This window comes from Mycobacterium sp. NGS22 (genome assembly GCF_059813095.1).
The window spans coordinates 197201-221268 of record NZ_JCALDY010000001.1 but is presented as its reverse complement, the minus strand read 5'-3'; the positions used below and the strand labels follow the sequence as shown (position 1 = coordinate 221268).

General features: G+C 65.5%; 19 protein-coding genes and 1 pseudogene. 10 read left to right on the top strand and 10 right to left on the bottom strand.

All coding sequences use genetic code 11. The features are described from left to right. Positions 1 to 181 precede the first annotated feature (181 nt). The 3 genes from embR to AC5Y47_RS01010 form a co-directional block, all read right to left on the bottom strand. Positions 182 to 1342, bottom strand: a complete 1161-nt coding sequence (gene embR, locus AC5Y47_RS01020; RefSeq protein ID WP_499941144.1) for an ATPase/transcriptional regulator EmbR — start codon at positions 1340 to 1342, stop codon at positions 182 to 184. Positions 1343 to 1842: 500 nt separating this feature from the next. Continuing rightward, entirely contained in the window at positions 1843 to 3750 is a 1908-nt protein-coding gene (locus AC5Y47_RS01015) for an ABC transporter ATP-binding protein (RefSeq protein ID WP_499941143.1), read from the bottom strand. After that, positions 3747 to 5495 (bottom strand): ABC transporter ATP-binding protein, encoded by a 1749-nt coding sequence (locus AC5Y47_RS01010; protein WP_499941141.1) that lies wholly within the window; start codon positions 5493 to 5495, stop codon positions 3747 to 3749. Before AC5Y47_RS01010 ends, AC5Y47_RS01015 begins: the two co-directional genes overlap by 4 nt. A 154-nt stretch (positions 5496 to 5649) precedes the next feature. Between AC5Y47_RS01010 and AC5Y47_RS01005 the strand changes: the two genes are divergently transcribed. Next, the gene (locus tag AC5Y47_RS01005) at positions 5650 to 6195 is read left to right on the top strand and encodes a DUF3558 domain-containing protein (RefSeq protein ID WP_499941139.1); all 546 of its coding nucleotides are present in this window, start codon (positions 5650 to 5652) and stop codon (positions 6193 to 6195) included. 8 nt (positions 6196 to 6203) lie between these two features. Continuing rightward, a complete protein-coding gene (locus AC5Y47_RS01000; protein ID WP_499941137.1) occupies positions 6204 to 6734 on the top strand; it encodes a DUF3558 domain-containing protein in 531 nt (176 codons plus the stop codon). Here the strand turns inward: AC5Y47_RS01000 and AC5Y47_RS00995 are convergent. Continuing rightward, positions 6731 to 7237 (bottom strand): SixA phosphatase family protein, encoded by a 507-nt coding sequence (locus tag AC5Y47_RS00995; protein WP_499941135.1) that lies wholly within the window; start codon positions 7235 to 7237, stop codon positions 6731 to 6733. The genes AC5Y47_RS01000 and AC5Y47_RS00995 overlap by 4 nt on opposite strands. Positions 7238 to 7668: 431 nt before the next feature. On the opposite strand from AC5Y47_RS00995, the gene AC5Y47_RS00990 reads away from it, so the two are divergent. From AC5Y47_RS00990 to AC5Y47_RS00975, 4 genes are read left to right on the top strand one after another with little or no spacing between them, the layout of a single operon-like run. Next, positions 7669 to 8820: a metallophosphoesterase family protein gene (locus AC5Y47_RS00990; protein ID WP_499941133.1), complete on the top strand. Its 1152-nt coding sequence runs from the start codon at positions 7669 to 7671 to the stop codon at positions 8818 to 8820. Further along, positions 8817 to 11438, top strand: coding sequence for an AAA family ATPase (locus tag AC5Y47_RS00985; RefSeq protein WP_499941131.1), 2622 nt, complete (start codon positions 8817 to 8819; stop codon positions 11436 to 11438). Before AC5Y47_RS00990 ends, AC5Y47_RS00985 begins: the two co-directional genes overlap by 4 nt. Before the next feature lie 48 nt (positions 11439 to 11486). Further along, entirely contained in the window at positions 11487 to 13085 is a 1599-nt protein-coding gene (locus tag AC5Y47_RS00980) for a GMC family oxidoreductase (protein ID WP_499941129.1), read from the top strand. 25 nt (positions 13086 to 13110) lie between these two features. Beyond that, positions 13111 to 13719 carry a class I SAM-dependent methyltransferase gene (locus tag AC5Y47_RS00975; RefSeq protein WP_499941127.1) on the top strand — a complete coding sequence of 203 codons (609 nt, stop codon included), beginning with the start codon at positions 13111 to 13113 and terminating at the stop codon, positions 13717 to 13719. Here the strand turns inward: AC5Y47_RS00975 and AC5Y47_RS00970 are convergent. Genes AC5Y47_RS00970 through AC5Y47_RS00955 form a run of 4 tightly spaced genes read right to left on the bottom strand, consistent with a single transcriptional unit; the run spans position 13709 to position 19077 of the window. Then, positions 13709 to 15379, bottom strand: a complete 1671-nt coding sequence (locus AC5Y47_RS00970) for an ABC transporter family substrate-binding protein (protein WP_499941126.1) — start codon at positions 15377 to 15379, stop codon at positions 13709 to 13711. The genes AC5Y47_RS00975 and AC5Y47_RS00970 overlap by 11 nt on opposite strands. Next, a complete protein-coding gene (locus AC5Y47_RS00965) occupies positions 15372 to 17207 on the bottom strand; it encodes an ABC transporter ATP-binding protein (protein WP_499941125.1) in 1836 nt (611 codons plus the stop codon). The genes AC5Y47_RS00970 and AC5Y47_RS00965 overlap by 8 nt, the downstream gene beginning before the upstream one ends. Then, positions 17204 to 18103, bottom strand: coding sequence for an ABC transporter permease (locus AC5Y47_RS00960; RefSeq protein ID WP_499941123.1), 900 nt, complete (start codon positions 18101 to 18103; stop codon positions 17204 to 17206). The genes AC5Y47_RS00965 and AC5Y47_RS00960 overlap by 4 nt, the downstream gene beginning before the upstream one ends. Then, positions 18100 to 19077 (bottom strand): ABC transporter permease, encoded by a 978-nt coding sequence (locus AC5Y47_RS00955; RefSeq protein ID WP_499941402.1) that lies wholly within the window; start codon positions 19075 to 19077, stop codon positions 18100 to 18102. Before AC5Y47_RS00955 ends, AC5Y47_RS00960 begins: the two co-directional genes overlap by 4 nt. A gap of 158 nt (positions 19078 to 19235) precedes the next feature. Between AC5Y47_RS00955 and AC5Y47_RS00950 the strand changes: the two genes are divergently transcribed. From AC5Y47_RS00950 to AC5Y47_RS00935, 4 genes and pseudogenes are all read left to right on the top strand, one after another. Beyond that, positions 19236 to 19727, top strand: a complete 492-nt coding sequence (locus AC5Y47_RS00950) for a beta-class carbonic anhydrase (RefSeq protein ID WP_499941121.1) — start codon at positions 19236 to 19238, stop codon at positions 19725 to 19727. A 121-nt stretch (positions 19728 to 19848) separates the two neighbouring features. Next, positions 19849 to 20828, top strand: a pseudogene (cysD, locus tag AC5Y47_RS00945) (sulfate adenylyltransferase subunit CysD). Next, on the top strand, positions 20828 to 22672 hold the full coding sequence (gene cysC, locus AC5Y47_RS00940) for an adenylyl-sulfate kinase (protein WP_499941119.1): 1845 nt from the start codon (positions 20828 to 20830) through the stop codon (positions 22670 to 22672). The pseudogene cysD and the gene cysC overlap by 1 nt, the downstream one beginning before the upstream one ends. Positions 22673 to 22710: 38 nt before the next feature. After that, the gene (locus AC5Y47_RS00935; RefSeq protein WP_499941117.1) at positions 22711 to 23190 is read left to right on the top strand and encodes an Rrf2 family transcriptional regulator; all 480 of its coding nucleotides are present in this window, start codon (positions 22711 to 22713) and stop codon (positions 23188 to 23190) included. Here AC5Y47_RS00935 and AC5Y47_RS00930 read toward each other — a convergent pair. Further along, on the bottom strand, positions 23187 to 23573 hold the full coding sequence (locus tag AC5Y47_RS00930; protein WP_499941116.1) for a VOC family protein: 387 nt from the start codon (positions 23571 to 23573) through the stop codon (positions 23187 to 23189). The genes AC5Y47_RS00935 and AC5Y47_RS00930 overlap by 4 nt on opposite strands. Positions 23574 to 23627: 54 nt before the next feature. Beyond that, entirely contained in the window at positions 23628 to 24041 is a 414-nt protein-coding gene (locus tag AC5Y47_RS00925) for a VOC family protein (RefSeq protein WP_499941115.1), read from the bottom strand. Positions 24042 to 24068 lie beyond the last annotated feature (27 nt).

The following is a 24068-nucleotide window of genomic DNA, read 5'->3' as shown; positions in this document are numbered from 1 at the left end:
CTTCCAGGTATCGCATCGAGCGCGAACACCGAGTCCAGCAGCCGTGAGCCCGGGCGTTGCCGACCAGCAGACCGACGGGATCGTCGCAGCAACGACACGCCTGGCCGCCCGGGTAGTCCTTTGTCGACAACGCTTGCCAATCCCGTTGCCCGCCAGCGTAATTCGCAACTTTGCAAGATCGTCAGGCCTGCGTGTGCGCGGCGATCCGGAAGGTGAATTCGTGATCGCAGATCCGGATGTGGTCGCCGTCGCCGATCGTCGCAGCGACGCGGATCCGTTGGTGGCGCACATGTACTCCGTTGGAGGACCGCAGATCGTTGATGATGAAGTTGGTGCCGGTGTCGACGATGACCGCGTGGTGACGGCTGACGTTCGCGCTGTCCAGCACGATGTCGTTGTCGCTGAGCCGACCGATCCGGGTTGCCGCGGAGCGCAGTTGGTAATCGTGACCGGTGGCGGTGTCGTGCAGGTACGCCAAGACCTTCTGCCCGGCGGCCAGTGTGCGTTGGTCGAGCGCCGTGACGGTCGCCGCGGCAGTGACTTTGGCGTTCTTCTTCGTGTCGAGGGACTCCTGGCGCAGGATCCGCTCGTTGAGCGCACGCAGGGTCGGACCCGGGTCGATCCCCAGGTCGTCGGCCAGTGTCGTCTTCACCCGCCGGTAGGCGTTCAACGCGTCGGATTGACGGTCGGTCAGGTAGTAGGCGGTGATCAACTGTGCCCACAGAGGTTCCCGGTAGGGGTGCTCGACAGTCAGCGCCTCGAGCTCGGCGATCACACCGGAGGCTCGTCCGCAGGCGATCTCGGCTTCGGCCTTGGCGGTGTGCGCCAGGATCTTGTCCTCGACCAGGGCAGTGGCGAAGGAGTCGACGAATTGGAAGTCCCGCAGGTCGTCGAGCACCGGCCCGCGCCATTCACTCAACGCCGCCGACAGGTGCCGGCTGGCCTCTTCGAACCGGCTGCCCGCCGCGGCGTGCACACCCGCAGTCTTCTCGGCGATGAACCGCCCGAGATCGCAGGTGTTCTCCGGGATGGTCAGCCGGTACCCCGGCGGGGCGGCCGCCAACACCACCCGGGGGTCCACACCGGCGCCGCTGACCAGCTTGCGCAGATTCGACACGTAGGAGTGGATGCTGGCCCGCGCGCCCGACGGCGGCCACTCTTCCCAGAGTGCGGTGATCAGCGCATCGACCCCGACGGGCCGGTTGCGGTTGATGACCAGCGTGGCCAGCACCGCGCGCTGCTTGGGAGTGCCCAACGGGATCAATGTGCCGTCGATCTTCATCTCCAGCGGTCCGAGCACACCGAACTCGAGACTTTTGTCCACCATCGCGCTACCAGCCATTCCGGGTCCTCCGCGGCATTCCGGTGCCTTCCGAAAAGCAAGGTGCCGATTCGGCGCCCTTCCTGATCATTTTGTCTCGGCCTTCGTGGATCGTTTCACTGGGTCCTGTCATTGTGGGGCATTTCGCGGCGAAGTTCGCGCATCCAGCCGCACCCGTTTTCTGCGGATGCGACCGGGCAGGCCGGCCATGCCGGGTCACCGGAGTAGCCGAAATGCCGGTTCTGGCAAGACGATCATTTGCCTTCCCCTCGAATCCTGCTGACCGCTAACGAGATTCGTCTGGTGCGGGCCGAATGGACGGCTTCGACCGCGTGTGCTGCTGAAAAGTGCTGGCATTCAACACCGGCGAGGGTTATCACAGCGCCGTCGCAACACAAATCCGTGCATTCCGGTGACTTTGCGCATCACGTCGGTTGCCGCTTTGAGCATAGGTCCTGCAGAGCCAGCGCCGCCCGGGACAGTCAACAGCCGAACCCGGTTCTTCGGCAAGCGTTCGACGCTCAGGCTCGCGTCATCTCGTAGTAGGCGCCCCGGCGCGCCAGCAGTTCGGCATGGCTACCTTTTTCGACGACCCGACCCGCCTCGACGACGACGATCTGGTCGGCGTCTCGAATTGTCGAAAGACGATGGGCGATAATGAAACTCGTCCGGTCGCGGCGAAGTTCGCGGGTCGCAGAGGCGATCAGCACTTCGGTCCGGGTGTCGACCGAACTGGTCGCTTCGTCCAGGATCAACAGCTGAGGGCGGGCGAGAAAAGCGCGGGCGATCGTGATGAGCTGTTTCTCGCCGACGCTGATGTTGCCGCCGTCGCCGCTGATCCGGGTCTGGTATCCGGCGGGCAGCGTGTGGACGAACCGGTCGACGTAGGCCGCCTTGGCGGCCGCGACCACTTCGTCCGGGCCGGCCTCCGGGCGGCCGTAGGCGATGTTCTCCTCGATCGTGCCGTCGAACAGCCAGGTGTCCTGCAGCACCATGCCGATACGCGAGCGCAGCGCCTGCCTGTCCAGTGCGGCGATGTCGACTCCGTCGAGCAGGATGCGGCCGAACTCGACGTCATAGAACCGCATCAACAGGTTCACCAACGTGGTCTTGCCGGCGCCGGTCGGTCCGACGATGGCCACCGTGCTGCCCGGCTCGGCGACCAGCGACAGGTCGTGGATCACCGGGTGCCCGGGGTGGTAGGCGAAGCTCACGTGCTGGAACTCGACCTTGCCGCGGCGGTCGGGCGCGACGGGCGAAATCGGCTGGCGGTCCTGACTTTCTTCGGGTTCGTCGAGCAGGTCGAAGACGCGTTCGGCGCTGGCCACGCCGGACTGCAGGGTGTTGTACATCGCCGCGACCTGACCGATCGGGTTGTTGAACTGCCGGACGTACTGGATGAATGCCTGGATGCTGCCGAGCGTGATCTGCCCGGTGGCCACCTGCAGGCCGCCCACCACGGCCACCGCGACGTAGCCGAGGTTGCCGATGAATCCCGTTGCCGGTCCGACCAGGCCGGAGAAGAACTGGGCACCGAAGCTGGCCTGGTAGACGTCGTCGTTGAGGCGACGAAACTGTTCCCGCGCGGCCGCCTGGTGTCCGAACGTCTTGACCACCGTGAAGCCGCTGTAGGTCTCTTCGATGTGCGCGTTGAGCCGACCGGTGCTGGTCCAATGAGCCAGGAAGAGCCGCCGGGAACGACGGGTGACGGCCCGCGTCGCCAGCAGCGAGAGGGGGACCGTGAGCACGGTGATCACCGCCAACAGCGGTGAGATCCACAGCATCATGGCGAACACGCCCACCACCGTCAGGACTGATGTCGCCAGTTGGCTGATAGTCATCGACAGCGACGACTGCATGTTGTCGATGTCGTTGGTCACCCGGCTCAGCAGTTCGCCGCGTTGTTGCCGGTCGAAGTAGGACAACGGCAGCCGGTGCATCTTGTCCTCGACATCCGCACGCAAGCTGGTGATGGTCTTCTGCACGGTGCTGTTCAACAGTCGCGCCTGGCCCCAAATCAGCGCGGCGGCAATCACATACAGCACCAGAGCCAGCGCCAAAGTCCGCAGCACCGCACCGAAGTCCACGCCGGTGCCCGGAACCACGTTCATGCCCGACAGCAGGTCGGCGAAGGCGTCGTCACCGCGGGCGCGGGCAGCGGAAATCGCTTGCGCTTTGCTGGTGCCGGCCGGCAGACCGCGGCCGATCACGCCGTTGAACAGCAGGTCGGTGGCGTGGCCGAGGATGCGCGGAACCGCGACTCCGACGGCGGTGCCGGCGACACCCAGCACGACGACGGCAATGCTGAGTCGACGATGCGGGGACAGTCGCCGGATCAGTCGCCCCGCCGATCCCCAGAAGTCCCGGGACCGCATGTTGGGCGGGGCGGGGGCGGCACCACGCGGGCGGGCGTTCATCGGCGCTGTCATTGCGCCCTCCCGGCTTCGGCGCCCACCGCCTGGGATGCGGCGAACTCGGCGTAGGTGGGACAGTCGGCCAGCAGCGACTCGTGGTCTCCGGTGCCGATAATCCTGCCGTTGTCGACGACGATTACCTTGTCGGCCTGGGCAGCCGTCGAAATCCGTTGTGTGACAACGATCATCGTGGCAGCGGCCGCCTCTTCGCGTAGCGCGGCCCGGACGCGGGCATCGGTGTGCACGTCGAGCGCGGAGAACGCGTCATCGAACAGGTAGATGGCCGGGCGGCGGATGACAGCGCGCGCGATCGCCAGTCGTTGGCGCTGCCCGCCGGAGAAGTTCATCCCGCCTTGCGCCACGCGCATCTGCAACCCGTACGGTCGCACGAAGTCCTCGGCGGCAGCGATGCGCAGTGCCTCCCACATTTCCTCGTCGCCCACTGCCTGTCCTGGAGCCGCGCCGTAACGCAGGTTGTCGGCGACGGTGCCGGTGAACAGGAAGCCGCGCTGCGGTACCAGGCCGACCGCCGACCAGAGTCGCTCGGTCTGATAGTCGCGGACGTCGATCTCGTCAATGAGCACCGCACCGTCGGTGGCGTCGTAGAGCCGGCAGATCAGCGACACCAATGTCGACTTGCCCGAGCCGGTGCTGCCCACAATCGCGGTGCTGGTGCCGGGCTGTGCGGTCAACGAAATATTCTGCAGCACCGGGCAATCGGCTCCCGGATAGCTGAAGGTGACGCCGTCCAGGCGTATCGCGCCGGTGATCCCCTGCGGCGGGAACACGGGATGCTGGGGGTCGCGGACCGCAGGTGCGCTGGACAGCACCTCGGTGATGCGCTCGGCGCACACCGACGCGCGCGGCAACACGACCAGCGTCATGGTCGCCATCAGGACCGCCATCAGGATCTGGGCGAAGTACGACAGGAAGGCGATCAGCGACCCGACCTGCATCTGGCCCTGGTCGATGCGCAAACCGCCGAACCAGATCAGCGCGACGCTGGACAGGTTGATGGTCAGCGTGGTCACGGGCAGCATCAGCGCTTGCCAATTCCCTGCGCCCAGAGCGGCATTGGATAACGCCCGGTTGGCCCGCGCGAACTTCTCGCGCTCATATTGTTCGCGGGTGAACGCCCGGACCACCCGGACGCCGGACAGCTGGTCGCGCAGCACCCGGTTGACGCCGTCGATCAGGCGCTGCATGTTGCGGAACAGCGGCAGCATGTGGGAGATGATCCAGTAATTGGCCGTCGCCATGACCGGCACGCTGACCAGCAGCAGCCAGGTCAGCGCGGCCTCCTGGTGAATGGCCATGACGACACCGCCGACGCACATGATCGGCGCGGTGACCAGGACGGTAGCCGCCGTCTGGACCAGGAACACGATCTGCCGGACATCGTTGGTGCTTCGGGTCAACAACGTCGCCGCACCGAAGCGGGCCGTCTCGTGCTCGGAGAAGGTGATGACGTGTTCGAACATCGCCGCGCGCAGGTCACGGCCGAACCCGGTCCCGGTCCGGGAGCCGAAGTAGGTGGCTCCCACCGCGCACAGCACCTGCAGCCCGGTGACCATCAGCATCAGCACGCCCAACCGGACGATGGTGGCCGTGTCACCTCGGGCGACGCCGTCGTCGACGATCGCCGCGTTGAGCGTCGGAAGGTACAGCGATGCCAGGGTGCTGATCGACTGCAGCGCCATCAACACCGCGACCAGCCGACGATAAGGCCGGATGTACTGGCGCAGCAGTGCCAGGAGCATGGGGTAACTGTCGCACACCCGCCGGGTGCGGGTACCGCTGTCGCCGGTAAGTCCGAAATGCCTGCTCAGATGGCGTGTCGGTGGTTGACCTACGGGGCTGCGGCTACAGTGCATCGTGTGGAGCGGCAGCAGGTAGGTAGCGGTGCGGCGTAATTTGGCGACGCGACTCGTGGCGGGCTTAGCCGCGATCGCGTTCATTCTCGGTGTTGCGGGGTGTTCGGATTCCGGAGATAACAAGCCGGGTGCGACGATTTCCTCGACGCCGGGCAAGAACGACGGCAAGCACGGGCCGTTCTTCCCGCAATGCGGCGGTGTCACTGACGAAACGGTGACTCAGCAGACCCGGATCACCGGGTTGATCAACACCGCCAAGAACTCGGTGGGATGTCAGTGGCTGGCCGGCGGCGGGATCTCGGGCCCGCACTTCTCTTTCTCCTGGTATCGCGGCAGCCCGATCGGGCGCGAACGCAAGACCGAGGAACTCTCGCGTGCCAGTGTCGAGGACATCAACATCAACGGTCACAGCGGCTTCATCGCCGTCGGCAACGAGCCCAGTCTGGGTGACTCGCTGTGTGAGGTCGGCATCCAGTTCCAGGACGACTTCATCGAATGGTCGATCAGCTTCAGCCAGAAGCCGTTCCCGCCGCCCTGCGACATCGCCAAGGAACTGACCCGGCAGTCGATTGCGAACTCCAAATGAGTAGGTGGATGCGTTTCGGCGCGGCGTTGCTGGCCGTGCTGGCGGTGCTGACGGGTTGTTCCCGGTCCGTCGACGGGACGGCGGTCAAGGCGGGCGGGGCCGGTGTCCCGCGCAATGACAACTCCGAGAAGCAGTACCCAAACCTGCTCAAGGAATGTGAGGTGCTGACCACCGACATTCTGGCCAAGACCGTCGGCGCCGATCCGCTGGACATTCAGAGCACGTTCGTCGGCGCGATCTGCCGGTGGCAGGCCGCCAATCCGGCCGGCCTGATCGACATCACCCGGTTCTGGTTCGAGCAGGGCAGCTTGAGCAACGAACGCAAGGTCGCCGAGGGGCTCAAGTACCAGATCGAGACCCGCTCCATCCAGGGCATCGATTCCATCGTGATGCGGCCGAACGATCCCAACGGCGCCTGCGGTGTCGCCAGCGACGCGGCGGGAGTGGTCGGCTGGTGGGTCAACCCGCAGGCACCCGGCATCGACGCATGCGGGCAGGCGATCAAGCTGATGGAACTGACACTGGCGACGAACGCCTAACGCGGCACATGGAATTCGACTAGCGCGGCATTCCCGGGTTCCAGCTCTGCCCACCGTTCGGGGACGCGCAGCACGGTGATCCCCGACGTCGGGTATTTCTCCGAAATGCGTTCCGCCGCCTGGATATTGTTGTCGCCGTCGTGAAGGATCAGCGCCACCGACGAGATCGTCGGCTCGTGTCCGACGACGAGCAGGGTGCTGACATCGGCCTCGTCGACTTTGTTCACCTCCTCTATCAGCGTTCCCGGGGTCGCGCCGTACAACTGAGCTACATAGTTGACCCCGGCCTCAATTCCGGTGCACGTCAACGTTTCCCGGGCACGGGTAGCGGTTGAACAGAGCACCCTGTCGATGGTGGGCAGGTTGGCGCGCAACCAGTCGCCACCCAGCGCTGCCTCGCGCCGGCCCCGCGGCGCCAATGGCCGGTCATGGTCGGCCACTCCGCTGGGGTAGTCCGACTTGGCATGCCGCATCAGCACGAGAGTGAGCTGCCGTCCTGTCACCGGACACACGTTAGCCACCAGATCAGCGCCGGCGCTACGGGTCTTCGTCGTCTTCGGGTATCAGCAGTTTCTCGGGGTGGTGGAAAGTGTTGATCCAACGCCTCAGCGAAACCCATACACTCCGGAGTCGTCAGTGGCTCGGCGCTCAACGACACCACCCGCGAGACCGCGTCCCGCAGCGCATCGAACGCCGCCGTCCAATCCTCACGGGTATTCGAAAACATGTTCGAATGATATCGCCGGGCACCGACGCGTCGTCGACCGTGAAGCGAAAATGTGGATAAACGTCGAACTCTGGATAACTGGGTCGGATCGGGCGTCATCCATGGACTCCCGCTCAGACCTGCCGGTCGACTTCCCCGGACTTGTCGGAGCTCCGACCTACACTCGCGGTGCCTTGGAAATCACGGTTCCGGAAGGGGGTCCCCGACATGCGGTTCCTGCACACTGCCGACTGGCAATTGGGCATGACGCGACACTTCCTGGCCGGCGATGCCCAGCCTCGTTATTCGGCGGCTCGCCGTGATGCGGTGGCGGGGCTCGGCGCGCTGGCCGTCGAAGTGGGTGCGGAGTTCGTCGTCGTAGCCGGCGACGTCTTCGAACACAACCAACTGGCACCGCAGGTGATCGGCCAGTCCTTGGAAGCCATGCGCGCCATCAAGATTCCGGTCTATCTGCTGCCCGGCAACCACGACCCGCTGGACGCATCGTCGGTCTACACCGGTCCGCTGTTCACCGCCGAATGCCCGGACAACGTCAAGGTGCTCGACCGGGCTGGCATTCACCAAGTCCGGCCGGGACTGGAGATCGTCGCGGCCCCGTGGAGCTCCAAAGTGCCTACCACCGACCTCGTCGCTGAGGTGCTCGACGGTCTGCCCGCCGGCGACGCCACCCGCGTGCTGGTCGCGCACGGCGGTGTCGACATTCTCGACCCGGACCGCGACAAGCCGTCGCTGATCCGCCTGGCAGGCGTCGAAAAGGCGTTGTCCGACAGCACGATTCACTATGTCGCCCTTGGCGACAAGCATTCACGCACCGAGGTCGGCCGCAGCGGCCGCGTCTGGTACTCGGGTTCGCCGGAGGTCACCAACTACGACGACGTCGAGCCCGACCCCGGTCATGTGCTCGTCGTCGACATCGGCGAAACCGACCCGCGGCGTCCGGTAAGTGTCCAGGCCCGTCGCGTCGGCCGGTGGCGGTTCATCACGCTGCACCGCCAGGTCGACAACAGCCGCGACATCGCGGACCTCGACCTGAACCTGGACCTGATGACCGACAAGGAACGCACTGTGGTGCGAGTGGCGCTCACCGGCTCATTGACGGTCACCGACCGCGCGAAACTCGATGCCAGCCTGGACCGGTACTCCCGGCTATTTGCCTGGCTGCATCCCTGGGAGAGTCACACCGACCTCGCGGTCGTGCCCGCGGACGGCGAGTTCGCCGACCTGGGCATCGGCGGCTTCGCGGCCGCCGCGGTCGACGAGCTGATCGCAACGGCTCGGGCAGGCGATTCGGACACGGCGCTGGATGCCCAGGCCGCCTTGGCGCTGCTGCTGCGCCTCGCCGACCGGGGTGCCGCATGAAACTGCACCGGTTGGTCATGAACAACTACCGCGGCGTCGCGCACCGCGAGATCGGGTTTCCCGACCACGGCGTGGTGGTCGTCCACGGCGCCAACGAAATCGGCAAGTCGTCGATGATCGAAGCGCTGGACCTCCTGCTGGAATCCAAGGACCGCTCGACGAAGAAAGACGTCAAGCAGGTCAAGCCGACCAACGCCGACGTCGGCTCCGAAGTCACGGCCGAGATCAGCAGCGGCCCTTATCGTTTCGTCTACCGCAAGCGGTTCCACAAGAAACCGGAGACGGAGTTGACGGTGCTGGCGCCGCGGCGCGAGCAACTGACCGGTGACGACGCGCACGACCGGGTTCGGGCGATGCTGGCCGAGACGGTGGACACCGAATTGTGGCGTGCCCAGCGGGTGTTGCAGGCGACCTCGACGGCGGCAGTCGAGCTGTCCGGCTGCGATGCGCTGTCGAGGGCGCTCGACATCGCTGCCGGTGACAGCGCGGCGCTTTCGGGCACCGAGCCGCTGCTCGTCGAGCGCATCGATGACGAGTGTGCGCGCTATTTCACCGCCACCGGGCGCGCCACCGGGCAGTGGGCTGCCGCGGTCAAGCGATTGGACGAAGCAAAAGTCGTTGTGGCTGAGTGTGTGTCGGCCATGGCCGAGGTCGACGAACGGGTGCGGTGCCACGCCGAGCTGACCGGGCAAGTGGCGGAATTGTCGCGGCAGTGCGAGGCCGCCGCGCCCCGCCTTGCCGGCGCGCAAGCCGCCGCGGATCGCGTTACCGCACTGGCCGACCAGGTCAAGGAAGCCAAACTGGTCGCGGCCGCCGCCGTCGCAACCAGTGCCACATCGTTGGCCGCGCACGCGGGCCGGCTGGCGTTGGTCGCCGAAATCGAAAGCCGCACAGCAGCTGTCGCTGCCGTAAGTGCTGAAGCGCAACAAGCCGCGGCCGCGATGGCGACGGCGTCCGCCGCAGCAGCTGAGCTGGAAGCCGCCGCCGACGCCGCGGCTCAGACCCTCACGGCAGCGCAAGATCGCGCCAAAGCCGCACAAAGTCACCTCGACCGCATCGCCGAACGCGAAGAGGCCGAGCGGCTGCGCGGGCGACTCGCCCGGATCGACGACGCCTACGGTCAACTCGAGAGCATCGACCAGGAATTGTCCGCGATCGTGCTCACCGACGAACTCCTGCAACGAATCGACACCGCGGCCGCCGCCGTGGATCGCGCCGGCTGCCAGCTGGAGTTGATCTCCGCGGTCGTGGAGTTCACTGCCCAATCCGACATCGAGCTGACCGTCGGCGCCGAACGGGTTTCGCTGACCTCGGGTCAGAGCTGGTCGATCACCGCCACCCAGTCCACCGACATAGAGGTCCCCGGCGTGCTGACGGCGCGGGTCATTCCGGGTGCCACCGCGCTCGATATTCAGGCGGAATATGATGCCGCGCAACGGAATCTGGCTGATGCGTTGCAAGCGGTCGGTGCCGCTGATGTGCCTGCGGCCCGTGCGCTCGACCAACGCCGTCGCGAACTACACGGTAGCCGCGACCGGCTGACCGCAACGCTGACCGGACTGTGCGGCGACGAGCAAGCCGAGACGCTTCGTGCCCGGCTGGCGCAGCTGCAAGCCGGGCAACCCACGCAGTCCGATCTGTTCGCCATCGACACCGTGACCGCCAGGACCGAACGCGACGAAGCCGATGCGGCCCGGGCGACAGCCCAGGCTGATTGCGACGCCCGGCGGCAGGCCGCTGCCAGCGCCGCCCGTCAATGCGCCGAAATAACCGCTCACACAACGAATTTGCAGAAGAACACGGCGACACAACGCACCGAACTCGACGCGGTGACCGCCCGGCTCGCCGGAGACCGGGCCGGGGTCAGCGACGAGGTGCTCGCCTCGGTGGCCGACAGCGAGCGTCGGGCGGCGCAAGCCGCCGAGCTGCGTGTGACCGAACTCGATCAGGCACTCGCCGCCGCGGCGCCCGACGCGATTGCCGCCGAACTGGCCGAGGCGACGGATGCATCGCGCACCCTGCGCAAGCGTCACGAGGACGCGGTCGCCGCGCTGGAGAAGATCGGCATCGAACTCGCGGTGCTGCGCAGCGAGGGACGGAAAGGCAAGCTCGACGCCGCCGAGACCGAACTCGAGCACGCGACCAGCGAGCATGCCCGAATCGGCGAGCGGGCAAGGGCCGCGCAGCTGCTGCGGTCGGTGATGTCCAGACACCGTGACACCACCCGCCTGCGTTACGTCGAGCCCTATCGCAACGAACTGCAGCGGCTGGGACGCCCGGTTTTCGGACCCACCTTCGAAGTCGAGGTGGACAGCGACCTGTGCATCCTGAGCCGCACCCTGGACGGCGTCACCGTGCCCTACGAGTCGCTCTCGGGCGGAGCCAAGGAACAGCTCGGCATTCTGGCGCGCTTGGCGGGTGCGGCTCTGGTCGCCAAGGAGGACTGCGTTCCCGTGGTGATCGACGACGCGCTCGGGTTCACCGACCCGGACCGGTTGGCGAAGATGAGCCAGGTATTCGACACCGTTGGGGCGCACGCGCAGGTGATCGTGTTGACGTGCAGTCCCACCAGGTACGACGGCGTCACCGGCGCGAATCGCATCGATCTCAATGTGTAGTGCCGAGCCCGCCCGAAGCCTAAACTCAGCCCAAAACGGGGATGCACAATGGACATTTCGCGGGACATTTCGCGCGACTACGTAGTGATCGGTACCGGCTCAGCCGGCGCTGTCCTGATCGACCGACTCAGTGCCGATCCGGGCACCGAAGTGGCGGCGCTGGAAGCCGGCCCCGGCAACACCAACAGGTTCATCGGAATCCCGGCTGCATTCTCCAAGCTGTTCCGCACCGAGGTCGACTGGGATTACCTCACCGAGCCGCAGCCCGAACTCGACGGACGCCAGATCTATTGGCCGCGAGGCAAAGTGCTCGGCGGTTGCTCGTCGATGAACGCCATGATGTGGGTGCGTGGTTTCGGCGCCGACTACGACGAGTGGGGCAGGCTGGCTGACCCGCAGTGGTCGGCGACAGAGATCCTCGAGTATTACCGCCGCATCGAGAACGTCAGCGCGGCGTGGCACTTCGTCAGCGGCGACGACAGCGGAGTCACCGGCCCGCTGCACATCTCCCGTCAGCGCAGCCCCCGGCCGTTGACCGCGACCTGGCTGGCCGCCACCCGGGAATGCGGCTACCCGGCTGTGCAGCCCAATTCCATTGCCCCCGAGGGTTTTTGCGAGACAGTTGTCACGCAGCACCGCGGTGCCCGGTACAGCACGGCAGACGCCTACCTGACCCCGGCGCTGAGCCGCAAGAACCTCACCCTGCTCACCGAGGCCACCGCGACGCGGATCCTCTTCGAGGGCAACCGGGCAGTCGGGGTGGAATATCAGCGCGGCGGCCACACGTCGGTGGTGCACGCCCGCAAAGAGGTGGTGCTCTGCGGTGGCGCCGTCAACAGCCCCCAGCTACTGATGCTCTCCGGCATCGGCGACCGGGACCACCTCGCCGAGCACGGCATCGAAACCCTCCATCACGCGCCGGAAGTGGGGCAGAACCTGCTCGACCACCTGGTGACGCCGGTGGGCTTCGACGTCGACGACGGCAGCCTGTTCGCCGCCGAAAAGCCCAGGCAGCTGATCAGCTACCTGCTGCGGCGGCGCGGCATGCTCACCTCCAACGTCGGCGAAGCCTACGGATTCGTGCGCAGCCGGCCCGACCTCGACCTGCCGGACCTGGAGTTGATCTTCGCGCCGGCGCCCTTCTATGACGAGGCGCTGCAGCCCGCGGCGGGGCACGGCGTGGTGTTCGGGCCCATCCTGGTCGCCCCGGAAAGCCGCGGACAGATCACGTTGCGATCGGCCGACCCGCACGACAAACCGATCATCGACCCCCGGTATCTGTCCGATCCCGGCGGCGTGGACCGTGCTGCGATGATGACGGGCCTGCGGATCTGCGCCGAGATCGCGCAAGCCCCGTCATTGCGCGATGTGCTCGGATCCGTCGTGCGACCACGCAACTGCACCGAGCTCAACGAAGAGACGTTCGAGACGGCGCTCAACCAGTGTTCGCATACCCTGTACCACCCGATGGGCACCTGCCGGATGGGCAGCGACGAGGCCAGCGTCGTCGATCCGCAGCTGCGGGTCCGCGGGGTCGACGGGCTGCGCGTCGCCGACGCGTCGGTGATGCCCAGTACGATCCGCGGACACACGCACGCGCCGTCGGTGCTGATCGGAGAAAAGGCCGCGGACCTGATCCGCGGGTGACCAGAGCCCTTGAGACAATGTGCGCATGGTCGAACAAAGCCTCTGGATGCAGAAGGTTGCGGCCGATCCGGGGCATTCACACTGGTACGTCGAGCGTTTCCGGACGATGGCGCGCGCCGGCGAGGATCTGCACGGTGAGGCGCGCTTAGTCGATGCGATCGCGCCCCGGGGCGCCCACATTCTCGATGCCGGATGCGGTCCCGGCCGGTTGGGCGGGTATCTGGCGGCAGTGGGCCACCAGGTCGTGGGTGTCGATGCCGACCCGGTGCTCATCGAAGCAGCCGAACAGGACCACCCGGGGCCCCGCTGGCTCGTCGGCGATCTCGCCGAGCTCGACCTCCCCGCCCGCGGCATCAGCGCGCCGTTCGACGTGATCGTCTCGGCCGGCAACGTCATGACCTTCCTCGCCCCCAGCACCCGCATCCAGGTGCTGCGCCGACTGCATGCCCACTTGGCCAGCGACGGCCGATTAGCGGTCGGCTTCGGCGCCGGCCGAGGCTATGAGTTCGCCGACTTCCTCGACCACGCAACAGCCGCCGGGTTGGCGCCCGATCTGCTGCTGTCCACGTGGGATCTGCGGCCGTTCGACGAGGACTCCGATTTCCTCGTTGCGGTCCTGCGGATCAGCGCATGAAACCTATTGCGGTGTAATCGAGATCGGCCAGCCCCCGTGCGCCGAAGTTGGCCAGATCGCTGCGGACGGCGATGGTGCCGACGGACTGGATCAGCGGCAGGCTGAACCCCTCTGCCCAGACGAGGCGATCGACCTCGTTGGCCAAGGCCCGGGCCTTGACCGGATCGAGTTCGCCGAGTGTTTGTTCGATGACGTCGTCGATCTGCGGGCTGCCGATCTTGCCGAAATTGCTTTCCCCGTAGGAGGCATAAATCTGGGTCAACCCGGACAGCGGGAACGCGTCGCCTTGCCAGCCGAACAGTGCGATGTCGAACGCGCCGACGTTGACGTAGTTGCTGAAAAAATTACTTCCCGACCGGGATTGAAGCTCGAGCTTGACGCCGATCTCGGCCAGGCTGTGCTGGGCGGTCTGCGTGAACACCTTGGCGTTGGGCGTCTCGTAGAACAGCAATCGGACGGTGAGTTGACGCCCGTCCTTCTCTCGAAACTTCCCGTTCAGCTTCCATCCCAGCGCGTCCAGCTCTCGCCGAGCCTGTTCTGGATTGTAGGGAAAGCTGTTGTCCTGGTAGCCCTCTTGCCCGGCGACGAAGATGTGGTTGTTCAGTGGTACCGGATCAGCCGTCAAGCCGTTTAATGCGACTTTGGCGATAGTCTTGCGGTCGATCCCCCTGCAGATGGCCAGGCGCAGTGCCGGATCGGACAGGATCGAACCCTTGGCGCCGTTCATGGTGAAGTGCGTCCAGCTCGGTGCGGGGGCCCGCCGGATCGAGACGCCTCTGGTGTGCTCGGCGATGACGAGTTGGTCGAGCGAGCCTGTTCCGGTGGCGTCGATCGTGTTGTTCTGCAGCGCCGGCAATCGGGCCATGTCGTCGAGCACCAAGTAGGTGATCGAATCTAGGCGCGGTTGACGACCCCACCATCTAGGGTTGCGCGTCAACGTGATTCGCTGCTTGGCCCGGTCCAGCCCGGTCAACATGAACGGGCCGGCGGATAAACCGGGTCTGTCGAGCCAGCCAGTGTTGAACGCTTCAGGAGTACCGGTCACGCTGGCGGGCAACAGCATTCCGTTGCCGGCGAACATGCCCTCCCATTCGGCGTAGGGCTTGGCGAAGGTCATGACGGCCTGCCGGTCGTCGACACCGCGGGTCACCGAGGCCACCCGCTCGGCGCCCCCGGTCGACGCGATCTGAAAGGCTTTGTCGGCACCGCTTACGGCGTGAATCTGACTGGCGATGTCCTGCCAGGTGATCGGACTGCCGTCGGACCAGACCGCCTTGGGGTTGATGGTATAGGTGACCACCTGCGGATTGGTCCCGGTGAGCTCGACGCTGGTGAAGTAGTCGGTGTTGACCGTTCTGGACCCGTCCGGCCTGATGATGAACGCGCTAGGCAGGGTGGCCTTGAGCATGTTTGCGGTTTCGGCGCTGTTGCCGTCGATGTGCAAGATGTTGAAGTTGGGCGGCAAGTCGCTGAGGGAAAGCCGCAAATTGCCCCCATCGCGCAGTGTCGCAGGGTTGCGCGGGTTGATGTCGCTGTTCGTGCCCAGCCCGGCGTTTCCGGCAACCGGAGGTGTGGTCTGGGTCGGCGCGGAACAACCAGAAAGCAACAAAGCGCTGATGAGCGCTGCGCTGCACAGGCGGTGCACCACTGCCCTACGCATGATCTGGCTCCGGCTGAGGTACGGCACTCAGCAGCCGACGCGTGTACTCGTGTTGTGGATTGCCGAACACCTGCTGACTGTCACCCTGCTCGACCACCGCACCGCGAAACATCACCAACACCTGGTGGGCCAGGTGCTTGACCACGGAAAGATCATGAGAGACAAACAAATACGACAAGCCGAACTCGTCTTGTAGGTCCAGCAACAGATTGATGATGCCGGCCTGAATGGAGACATCGAGGGCGGAGACCGGTTCGTCCAGAGCAAGGATCTTGGGCTGCAGGGCCAGCGCCCGTGCGACGCCGATACGTTGCCGTTGCCCGCCAGAGAACTCGGCGGGGTAACGGTCGGCGTCGGCGCGGCGCAGTCCCACGATGTCGAGCAACTCCGCGACGCGGGCCGTGGTGTCGCTTTCGGTAAACCCGTTGGCCAGCAACGGTTCGGCGATCAGATCGGACACGGGCAGACGGGGGTCCAGCGACGCCGCCGGGTCCTGGAACACCAACTGGATGTCCCGTCGCAGCGCCCGTCGACTGCCTGTGGTCAGAGTCGCGACGTCGGCACCCAGCACCTCGATCGAACCAGATTGCGGCGCAACGAGTTCCAGGACCTGATACAACGTGGTGGACTTGCCCGACCCGGATTCGCCGACAATGCCCAACGTGCGGCCTTGCGGCAACTCGAAGCTCACCCCGTCCACTGCCCGGACCTCGCCCACCTTGCGCCGCAGCAACACACCCTTGGTCAACGGATAGGTCTTGACCAGATTGCGCACGCGCACCACGACGCTCGCGTCGTCGGGTACCACGTCGCCGCGTCCGGTGTCGACGCCGTAGATCTCGGCGGCACTGCGTCCGATCACTTGATCGGTGCGAATGCACGCGGCCCGGTGACCGGGGCCGACCTCGATCAATTCCGGCTCCGCGGCGCGGCATTCGTCGATGGCCAGCGGGCAGCGCGGTGCGAATGGACATCCCGGATCCAGGCCCGACAACGAAGGGGGCGCACCGGGTATGGGGACCAGTCGGGTACCTTGGGCGGCATCCAGGCGCGGGACAGACCCCAAAAGTCCAATGGTGTAAGGCATTTGACGGTCTCGGTAGAGATCACCCACCGATGCTGACTCGACGACCCGCCCGGCGTACATCACCAGCGCCCGGTCGGCGAATTCGGCCACTACGCCGAGGTCGTGGGTGATGATCAGCACTCCGGCCCCGGTGACGTCGCGGGCCTTCTTGAGCACCTCGAGGATCTGTGCCTGCACGGTGACATCGAGGGCGGTGGTGGGTTCGTCGCAGATCAACAGGTCGGGATCGTTGGCGATCGCGATGGCGATCACCACGCGTTGGCGTTCGCCGCCGGACAACTCGTGCGGGAAAGCCCGGGCCCGTTGCTCCGGCTGGGTGATGCCCACCAGCTCGAGGAGCTCCACCGCCCGCACCCGCGCGGCCTTCTTGCCGACGTCGGGTTGATGAACCCGGATCGCCTCGGCGATCTGATCGCCGACGGTGTAGACCGGGGTCAGCGCGGACATCGGGTCCTGGAACACCGTGCCGATGGATTTGCCGCGGTACTTCGACATCGCGGTGTCGTCGAGCCCGAGCAGTTCGGTGCCCTGCAACCGCACTGAGCCTCCTACCTCGGCGTACTCAGGCAGTAGGCCCGCCACCGCCATCGCCGCCGCGGACTTACCGGAGCCCGACTCTCCCACCATGGCGACTACTTCACCGGAGTTGACGTGGTAGCTGATGCCGCGTACCGCGCTGACCGGTTTCGTGTCGGTAGGGAAGGTGACGGACAAACCGGAAATCTCGAGCAGCGGCCTCATGCGCCACCACGCCGCAGAGTTCTGGCGCCCGGATCGAACGCGTCCCGCAACGCGTCGCCGCTGAGGTTGGCGCACAACACAATCAGCACCAGCACCCCAGCCGGAAACAGGAAGACCCAGGGAAATGTGGTCGCGGACTGGGTACTGTCTGCGATCAGGGTGCCAAGCGACACGTCCGGTGGCTGGACGCCGAACCCGAGGAAACTCAATCCCGTCTCAGCGAGGATGGCGGTTCCGACGTTGAGGGTGGCGTCGATGATCAGAATCGAAGCCACGTTGGGTAGCACGTGGCCGACGATGATACGGCGGCTGGAGACTCCCATATATCTTGCCGCTCGGATGAATTCGCGTTCTCGCAGGCTCATGGTCAGCCCGCGCACCATGCGAGAGCTGACCATCCAGCCGAAGCCGGCCAGCAGCACCACCAGCGTGATGATGTTCGCGGAGCTCCTGGTTCGCGGCGAGATGATGGCAATCAGATAGAAAGACGGCACCACCAGCATCAGGTCCACCACAAACATCAGCGCCGCGTCGCGCCATCCCCCGAAATATCCCGAGATGGCCCCGACGGTCGCGGCGATACCGGTCGAGATCACCGCGACGCAGACACCGATCAGCATCGACTTCTGCATACCGCGCAGAATCTGGGCAAGCAGATCCTGGCCTATCGCATTGGTGCCCAACCAGTGCCGCGTATTCGGCGGCTGTAGCAACGCATCAAAGTCGAGATCCTGATACGAGTAGGGGAGCACCGGGGGCAATGCATAGCAGCCGACGAACAGCATGACCAGGATTACCAGCGCCACCACCCCGGAGCGGTTACGCAGAAACCGCCGCAGTACCAGAGTGCGACGTGAGGTGAACTGCGTCGGTGTCGCCTGGTTGATGACGGTCATGACACTCGTACCCTCGGGTCGAGCGCAGCGTAGAAGATGTCAGACAGCAGGCCTGCCAGCAATGTTGCGATGGCGGTGAATAGCGATATGGTCACCGCGATGTTGGTGTCCTGAGTAGAAACGGCGCGGATGAACCATTCGCCCATGCCGTGCCAGCCGTAAATCTTCTCGACGAAGACGGCGCCCGTGACCAGGCCGGCAACGCTGTAGGCAAACAGCGTGGCCATGGGTATCAGTGCGGTGCGCAGGCCATGCTTGACCAGCGCGCGACCTCGGGTCAGCCCTTTGGCGCGCGCGGTACGGATGAAATCCTGGCCGAGTACATCGAGCATGGCGTTGCGTTGGTAGCGGCTATAGCCAGACGCACTGAGCAGCACCAGGGTGAGCGTGGGCAACACCAGATGCTTCAACCGGTCGGCTACGGCCGCCCAGCTCCCGTCGTCCACCCCCGGCGACGTCTCCCCGGTGTAGTCGAAGAGTTGGATGCTCAGCGCCCAGTTGACTCGCAGCGCGGCGATGATCAACAGCGTGGCGAGGACGAACGACGTCGTGCTCAGCGTGACGAATGCCCATATGGTCACGACCCGGTCGCTGAGTCGGTACTGGCGGATGGCGCCCCAGGCGCCCAGCGCTACGCCCAGCAGCGTGCCGATCACCGAACCGATGACCACCAACCGCAGGGTGACTCCGACGCGGCGCCACAGTTCGGTGCCCACGGGTTGGCCGGTGACGGTTTTGCCGAAATCACCCTGCACAGCGTGGGAAACCCAGTTCGCATAGCGAATCGGAAAAGGCTGGTCCAAGCCCAGATCGTGCGCTTTGGCGTCGATGATCGCCTGCGGCGGGCGGGGATTGCGCTGCAGCAGGCTGTCCAACGGTGAAAACGCAAGTGAGGCCACGCTGTAGGTCAGGAAGGAAGACAGCGCCAACAGCACTATGTACTTGAGCAACCGACGCAAGAGAAATCGCGTCATGCCCGACCCTGTTGCCGCATTGGGACAGGGTAACGATCCAGCCCGTCGAGCACGCTCGGACATTCCGATCCAGCTGATCCACACCGGTGTAATCCGGCGGTCCGATTGTTAAGATCCAGCGCGGCAGCGATCGACGCAGCAAACCCGAGGAGACTTGCGTGACGGTTACCGACGACTATCTGGCCAACAACGCCAACTACGCGAGCGACTTCAACGGTCCCTTGCCGCTGCCGCCGAGCAAACACGTCGCGGTGCTGGCTTGCATGGATGCGCGCATCGACGTGTATCGCGTGTTGGGCATCAACGAGGGCGAGTCGCACGTCATCCGCAACGCCGGCGGCGTGGTCACCGACGACGCGATCCGCTCGCTGGCCATCAGTCAACGGTTGCTCGGCACCGAGGAGATCATCCTGATCCACCACACCGACTGCGGCATGCTCACCTTCACCGACGACGACTTCAAGCGCAGCATCCAGGAGGAGAGCGGTGTCAAGCCGCCGTGGGCGGCCGAGGCGTTCTCGGATCTGGCCGAGGATGTCCGGCAGTCGTTGCGCCGCATCGAGAACAGCCCGTTCGTCACCAAGCACACGTCGCTGCGCGGGTTCATCTTCGACGTCGCGACCGGCAAGCTCGAAGAGGTCACCCTCTAGCGCGAGCAGACGCAAAAGCCCCCGTTTCGTCCCGAAACGAGGGGCTTTTGCGTCTGCTCGCCCCAAGAAACGCGCCAGAAACGCGCCATTGACACCCACCGGCCGAGCCTGGTTCTATGTAATGACCATAAATATGGTCAATCCAACCAACTTTGCCAGAAATGAAAGCCGATGACGACTGACCTGTCTGCCGGTCCTGCTGCCGGCCAGTACGAGCTGAGCCATCTGCGCTCGCTGGAGGCCGAGGCGATCCACATCATTCGCGAGGTCGCCGCCGAGTTCGAGCGGCCGGTGCTGCTGTTCTCCGGCGGCAAGGACTCGATCGTGATGCTGCACTTGGCGCTCAAGGCGTTTCGTCCCGGGCGGTTGCCGTTCCCGGTGATGCACGTCGACACCGGACACAACTTCGACGAGGTCCTCACCACCCGCGACGAGTTGGTGCAGGAGTCCGGCGTGCGCCTGGTGGTGGCCTCGGTGCAGGAGGACATCGACGCCGGGCGCGTCGTCGAGACCATCCCGTCGCGCAATCCGCTGCAGACCGTGACGCTGCTGCGGGCCATCGGCGAGAACAAGTTCGACGCCGCGTTCGGGGGCGCCCGCCGCGACGAGGAGAAGGCACGCGCCAAGGAGCGGGTGTTCAGCTTCCGCGACGAGTTCGGCCAGTGGGACCCCAAGGATCAGCGGCCCGAACTGTGGAACCTCTACAACGGACGGCATCACAAGGGCGAGCACATCCGGGTGTTCCCGCTGTCCAACTGGACCGAGTTCGACATCTGGTCCTACATCGGCGCCGAGCGGGTCAAGCTGCCGTCGATCTATTTTGCCCACCGCCGCAAGGTTTTTGAGCGCGACGGCATGCTGCTGGCGGTGCACCGGCACCTGCAGCCGCGAGCCGACGAGCGAGTGTTCGAGGCATGGGTGCGGTTTCGCACCGTCGGCGACGTCACCTGCACCGGCTGCGTGCTGTCCGAGGCCCGCACGGTCTCGGAAGTCATCGCCGAGACTGCGGTGTCCCGACTCACCGAGCGGGGCGCAACCCGCGCCGACGACCGGATCTCCGAAGCCGGTATGGAAGACCGGAAACGGCAGGGGTACTTCTGATGACCACCCTCCTACGGCTGGCGACCGCCGGTTCAGTCGACGACGGCAAGTCCACCCTGATCGGGCGTCTGCTGTATGACTCCAAGGCTGTCATGGAGGACCAGTGGGCGGCCGTCGAGCAGACCTCGAAGGACCGCGGCCACGACTACACCGACCTGGCGCTGGTCACCGACGGCCTGCGGGCCGAGCGCGAGCAGGGCATCACCATCGATGTGGCCTACCGCTATTTCGCCACTCCCAAGCGGAAATTCATCATCGCCGACACGCCGGGCCACATTCAGTACACCCGCAACATGGTGACCGGTGCGTCCACCGCGCAGCTGGTGATCGTGCTGGTCGACGCGCGCCACGGTCTGTTGGAACAGTCCCGGCGCCACGCCTTCCTGGCGTCGCTGCTGGGCATCCAGCACATCGTGCTCGCGGTCAACAAAATGGACCTGATCGACTGGGACCAAGAGAAGTTCGAGGCCATTCGCGACGAGTTCCACGCCTTCGCCGCACGCCTGGACGTGCAGGACGTCGCGACCATCCCGATGTCGGCCCTGCACGGCGACAATGTGGTGACGAAGTCGGACAAGACACCGTGGTATGAGGGGCCGGCGCTGCTCTCGCACCTGGAAGAGGTGTTCATCGCCGGCGACCGCAACCTGGTGGACGTTCGCTTCCCGGTCCAGTACGTCATCCGCCCGCACACCCACGAGCACCAGGACCACCGCAGTTATGCGGGCACTGTGGCCAGTGGGGTGATGCGTCCCGGCGACGAGGTCGTCGTCCTGCCGATCGGCAAGACCACCCGGATCACTGCTATCGACGGCCCCAACGGGCCTGTCGCAGAAGCCTTTCCGCCGATGGCGGTGTCGGTGAGCCTGGCCGACGACATCGACATCTCCCGCGGGGACATGATCGCCCGCACCAACAACCAACCCAGGGTCGCCCAACAGTTCGACGCCACCGTGTGCTGGATGGCAGACACGTCGGCGCTCGAACCGGGCCGCGACTACGTCATCAAGCACACCACCCGCACCACCCGCGCCCGCGTGACCGCGCTGGACTATCGGCTCGACGTCAACACCTTGCACCGCGACAAGACGGCAATAGCGTTGAAGCTCAACGAACTTGGCCGTATCACGGTGCGTACCCAGGTTCCGCTGCTGCTGGACGAATACTCCCGCAACGCCAGCACTGGTTCGTTCATCCTGATCGATCCCGACACCAACGGGACGGTCGCTGCCGGCATGGTGCTGCGTGACGTCGCGGCGCAGCAGGCCAGCCCGAACACGGTGCGGCACAAGTCACTGGTCACCGCCGCGGATCGGGCGATCCAGGGCCGGACGGTGTGGCTCACCGGACTCTCAGGAGCCGGTAAGTCGTCGGTGGCAATGTTGGTCGAGCAGCGGCTGCTCGAAAAGGGTGTTCCCGCATACGTTCTCGATGGCGACAACCTGCGCCACGGCCTGAACGCCGATCTGGGTTTCTCCATGTTCGATCGAGCGGAGAACCTGCGTCGGCTGGCGCACGTGGCCACGCTGCTGGCCGACTCCGGCCAGATCGTGCTGGTGCCGGCCATCAGCCCGCTGGCCGAACACCGTGAGATGGCACGGAAGGTCCACGCCGACGCGGGATTTCAGTTCTTCGAGGTGTTCTGCGACACCCCCCTGCAGGAGTGTGAGCGACGTGACCCCAAGGGGTTGTACAAGAAGGCCCGCGCCGGCGAGATCACCCATTTCACCGGCATCGACAGTCCGTATCAACGGCCGAAGAACCCCGATCTGCGGCTGAGCGCCGATCGCAGCATCGAGGAACAGGCGCAGAGCGTGATCGACATGCTCGAGTTGGGCGCCTAGTCACCCCGGGACACGGCGAGTGGCACAATCGGTAAACCATGCGGATGTCGGCCAAAGCGGAGTACGCCGTGCGGGCGATGGTGCAGCTCGCCACGGTCCCGGTCGGCACCCTGGTCAAGACCGAAGATCTGGCCCAGGCCCAAGGCATCCCGTCGCAGTTCCTGGTCGACATCCTGACCAACCTGCGCACCGATCGTCTGGTCCGAAGCCAACGGGGTCGCGACGGCGGCTACGAGTTGGCCCGACCCGGCACCGAGATCAGCATCGCCGACGTCTTGCGCTGCATCGACGGCCCGCTGGCCAGCGTCCGCGACATCGGGCTCGGTGACCTGCCCTACTCCGGGCCGACGGTCGCGCTGACCGACGTGTGGCGGGCGCTGCGCGCCAGCATGCGCTCGGTGCTCGAAGAGACGACGATCGCCGACGTCGCCACGGCAACCCTGCCCGATCATGTGGCAAAGATGGCCGACGATTACCGGGACCAGGAGAGCCACCGGCACGGTGCGACGCGGGACTAGCCGGAGCCGTAGGGCCGGGTGAGGATCTCCAGCGCGTGCCCGTCCGGGTCCTTGAAATAGACTCCGCGACCGCCGTCGCGGGTGTTGATCTGACCGGGCCGACCTGCGCCAGGATCGGCCCAGTGCGGGAGCCCGCGCGAGGTGATCTTGCCGTAGATCGTGTCGAATTCCTCTTCGGAGACCAGGAACGCATAATGCTGCGGCCGGATCTCGTCGCTGTCGGCAACATCGGCGTAGTCCAGGGAGGCGCCGTGTTCGAGCGTGACGACCAGGAACGGACCGTACGGCGTCGGGCTGGGCAGGTCGAACAACTCGGTCAGGAACTCGGCGGACTTGCGCTTGTCCCGGGCCGCGACGATGGTGTGGTTGAAACTGATTGGCATCTTTCCTCCCGCGCGAGCGGGCACCGCTGTACGCCAGCATGCCCTGACCCCACCCTACTTCGGCGCGGTCAGCTCCAGCGCAATGTTGTCCGGGTCCCGGAACTCCAGGATGTAGGACGGACCGATGTCCTTGATCGGCTCGTGTGCGATCCCCAGCTCGTCCAGATGCGCTGCCGCAGAATCCAATTCGTCTTTGCTGCCCAACCGGAACGCGATGTGATCCAGACCGGTGCGATCTTCGTGGAACTCATCGGTGCCCACCGGTCGCAACCCCAGCAACCCGCCGCCCAGGTCGTAGATGACGCCACCGAACAGGAAGCCGAGTCGCGCGCGGGTGGCTTCGTCGGCGTTCTCCGGTATTTCGATGAGTACCGGCCAGCCGAACACGCTCTCGTAGAACTGCCGGGACCGCTCGATGTCGGTGACGGTCAGCCGGACATGCGCAATCGACGTGCTGCTTAAGGCCATCCGCCCCATGCTGCCAGAATCATCGTG

Excerpts from the sequence above, each read along its gene's own strand:
- AC5Y47_RS00925 (WP_499941115.1), bottom strand. The coding sequence starts at position 24,041 with ATGGCCTTAAGCAGCACGTCGATTGCGCATGTCCGGCTGACCGTCACC.
- AC5Y47_RS00935 (WP_499941117.1), top strand. The coding sequence starts at position 22,711 with ATGCGGATGTCGGCCAAAGCGGAGTACGCCGTGCGGGCGATGGTGCAG.
- AC5Y47_RS01015 (WP_499941143.1), bottom strand. The coding sequence starts at position 3,750 with ATGACAGCGCCGATGAACGCCCGCCCGCGTGGTGCCGCCCCCGCCCCG.
- AC5Y47_RS00965 (WP_499941125.1), bottom strand. The coding sequence starts at position 17,207 with ATGAGGCCGCTGCTCGAGATTTCCGGTTTGTCCGTCACCTTCCCTACC.
- AC5Y47_RS00975 (WP_499941127.1), top strand. The coding sequence starts at position 13,111 with ATGGTCGAACAAAGCCTCTGGATGCAGAAGGTTGCGGCCGATCCGGGG.
- AC5Y47_RS00930 (WP_499941116.1), bottom strand. The coding sequence starts at position 23,573 with ATGCCAATCAGTTTCAACCACACCATCGTCGCGGCCCGGGACAAGCGC.
- AC5Y47_RS00990 (WP_499941133.1), top strand. The coding sequence starts at position 7,669 with ATGCGGTTCCTGCACACTGCCGACTGGCAATTGGGCATGACGCGACAC.
- AC5Y47_RS00985 (WP_499941131.1), top strand. The coding sequence starts at position 8,817 with ATGAAACTGCACCGGTTGGTCATGAACAACTACCGCGGCGTCGCGCAC.
- cysC (WP_499941119.1), top strand. The coding sequence starts at position 20,828 with ATGACCACCCTCCTACGGCTGGCGACCGCCGGTTCAGTCGACGACGGC.
- AC5Y47_RS00960 (WP_499941123.1), bottom strand. The coding sequence starts at position 18,103 with ATGACCGTCATCAACCAGGCGACACCGACGCAGTTCACCTCACGTCGC.
- embR (WP_499941144.1), bottom strand. The coding sequence starts at position 1,342 with ATGGCTGGTAGCGCGATGGTGGACAAAAGTCTCGAGTTCGGTGTGCTC.
- AC5Y47_RS01000 (WP_499941137.1), top strand. The coding sequence starts at position 6,204 with ATGCGTTTCGGCGCGGCGTTGCTGGCCGTGCTGGCGGTGCTGACGGGT.
- AC5Y47_RS00970 (WP_499941126.1), bottom strand. The coding sequence starts at position 15,379 with ATGCGTAGGGCAGTGGTGCACCGCCTGTGCAGCGCAGCGCTCATCAGC.
- AC5Y47_RS00955 (WP_499941402.1), bottom strand. The coding sequence starts at position 19,077 with ATGACGCGATTTCTCTTGCGTCGGTTGCTCAAGTACATAGTGCTGTTG.
- AC5Y47_RS00980 (WP_499941129.1), top strand. The coding sequence starts at position 11,487 with ATGGACATTTCGCGGGACATTTCGCGCGACTACGTAGTGATCGGTACC.
- AC5Y47_RS01010 (WP_499941141.1), bottom strand. The coding sequence starts at position 5,495 with ATGCTCCTGGCACTGCTGCGCCAGTACATCCGGCCTTATCGTCGGCTG.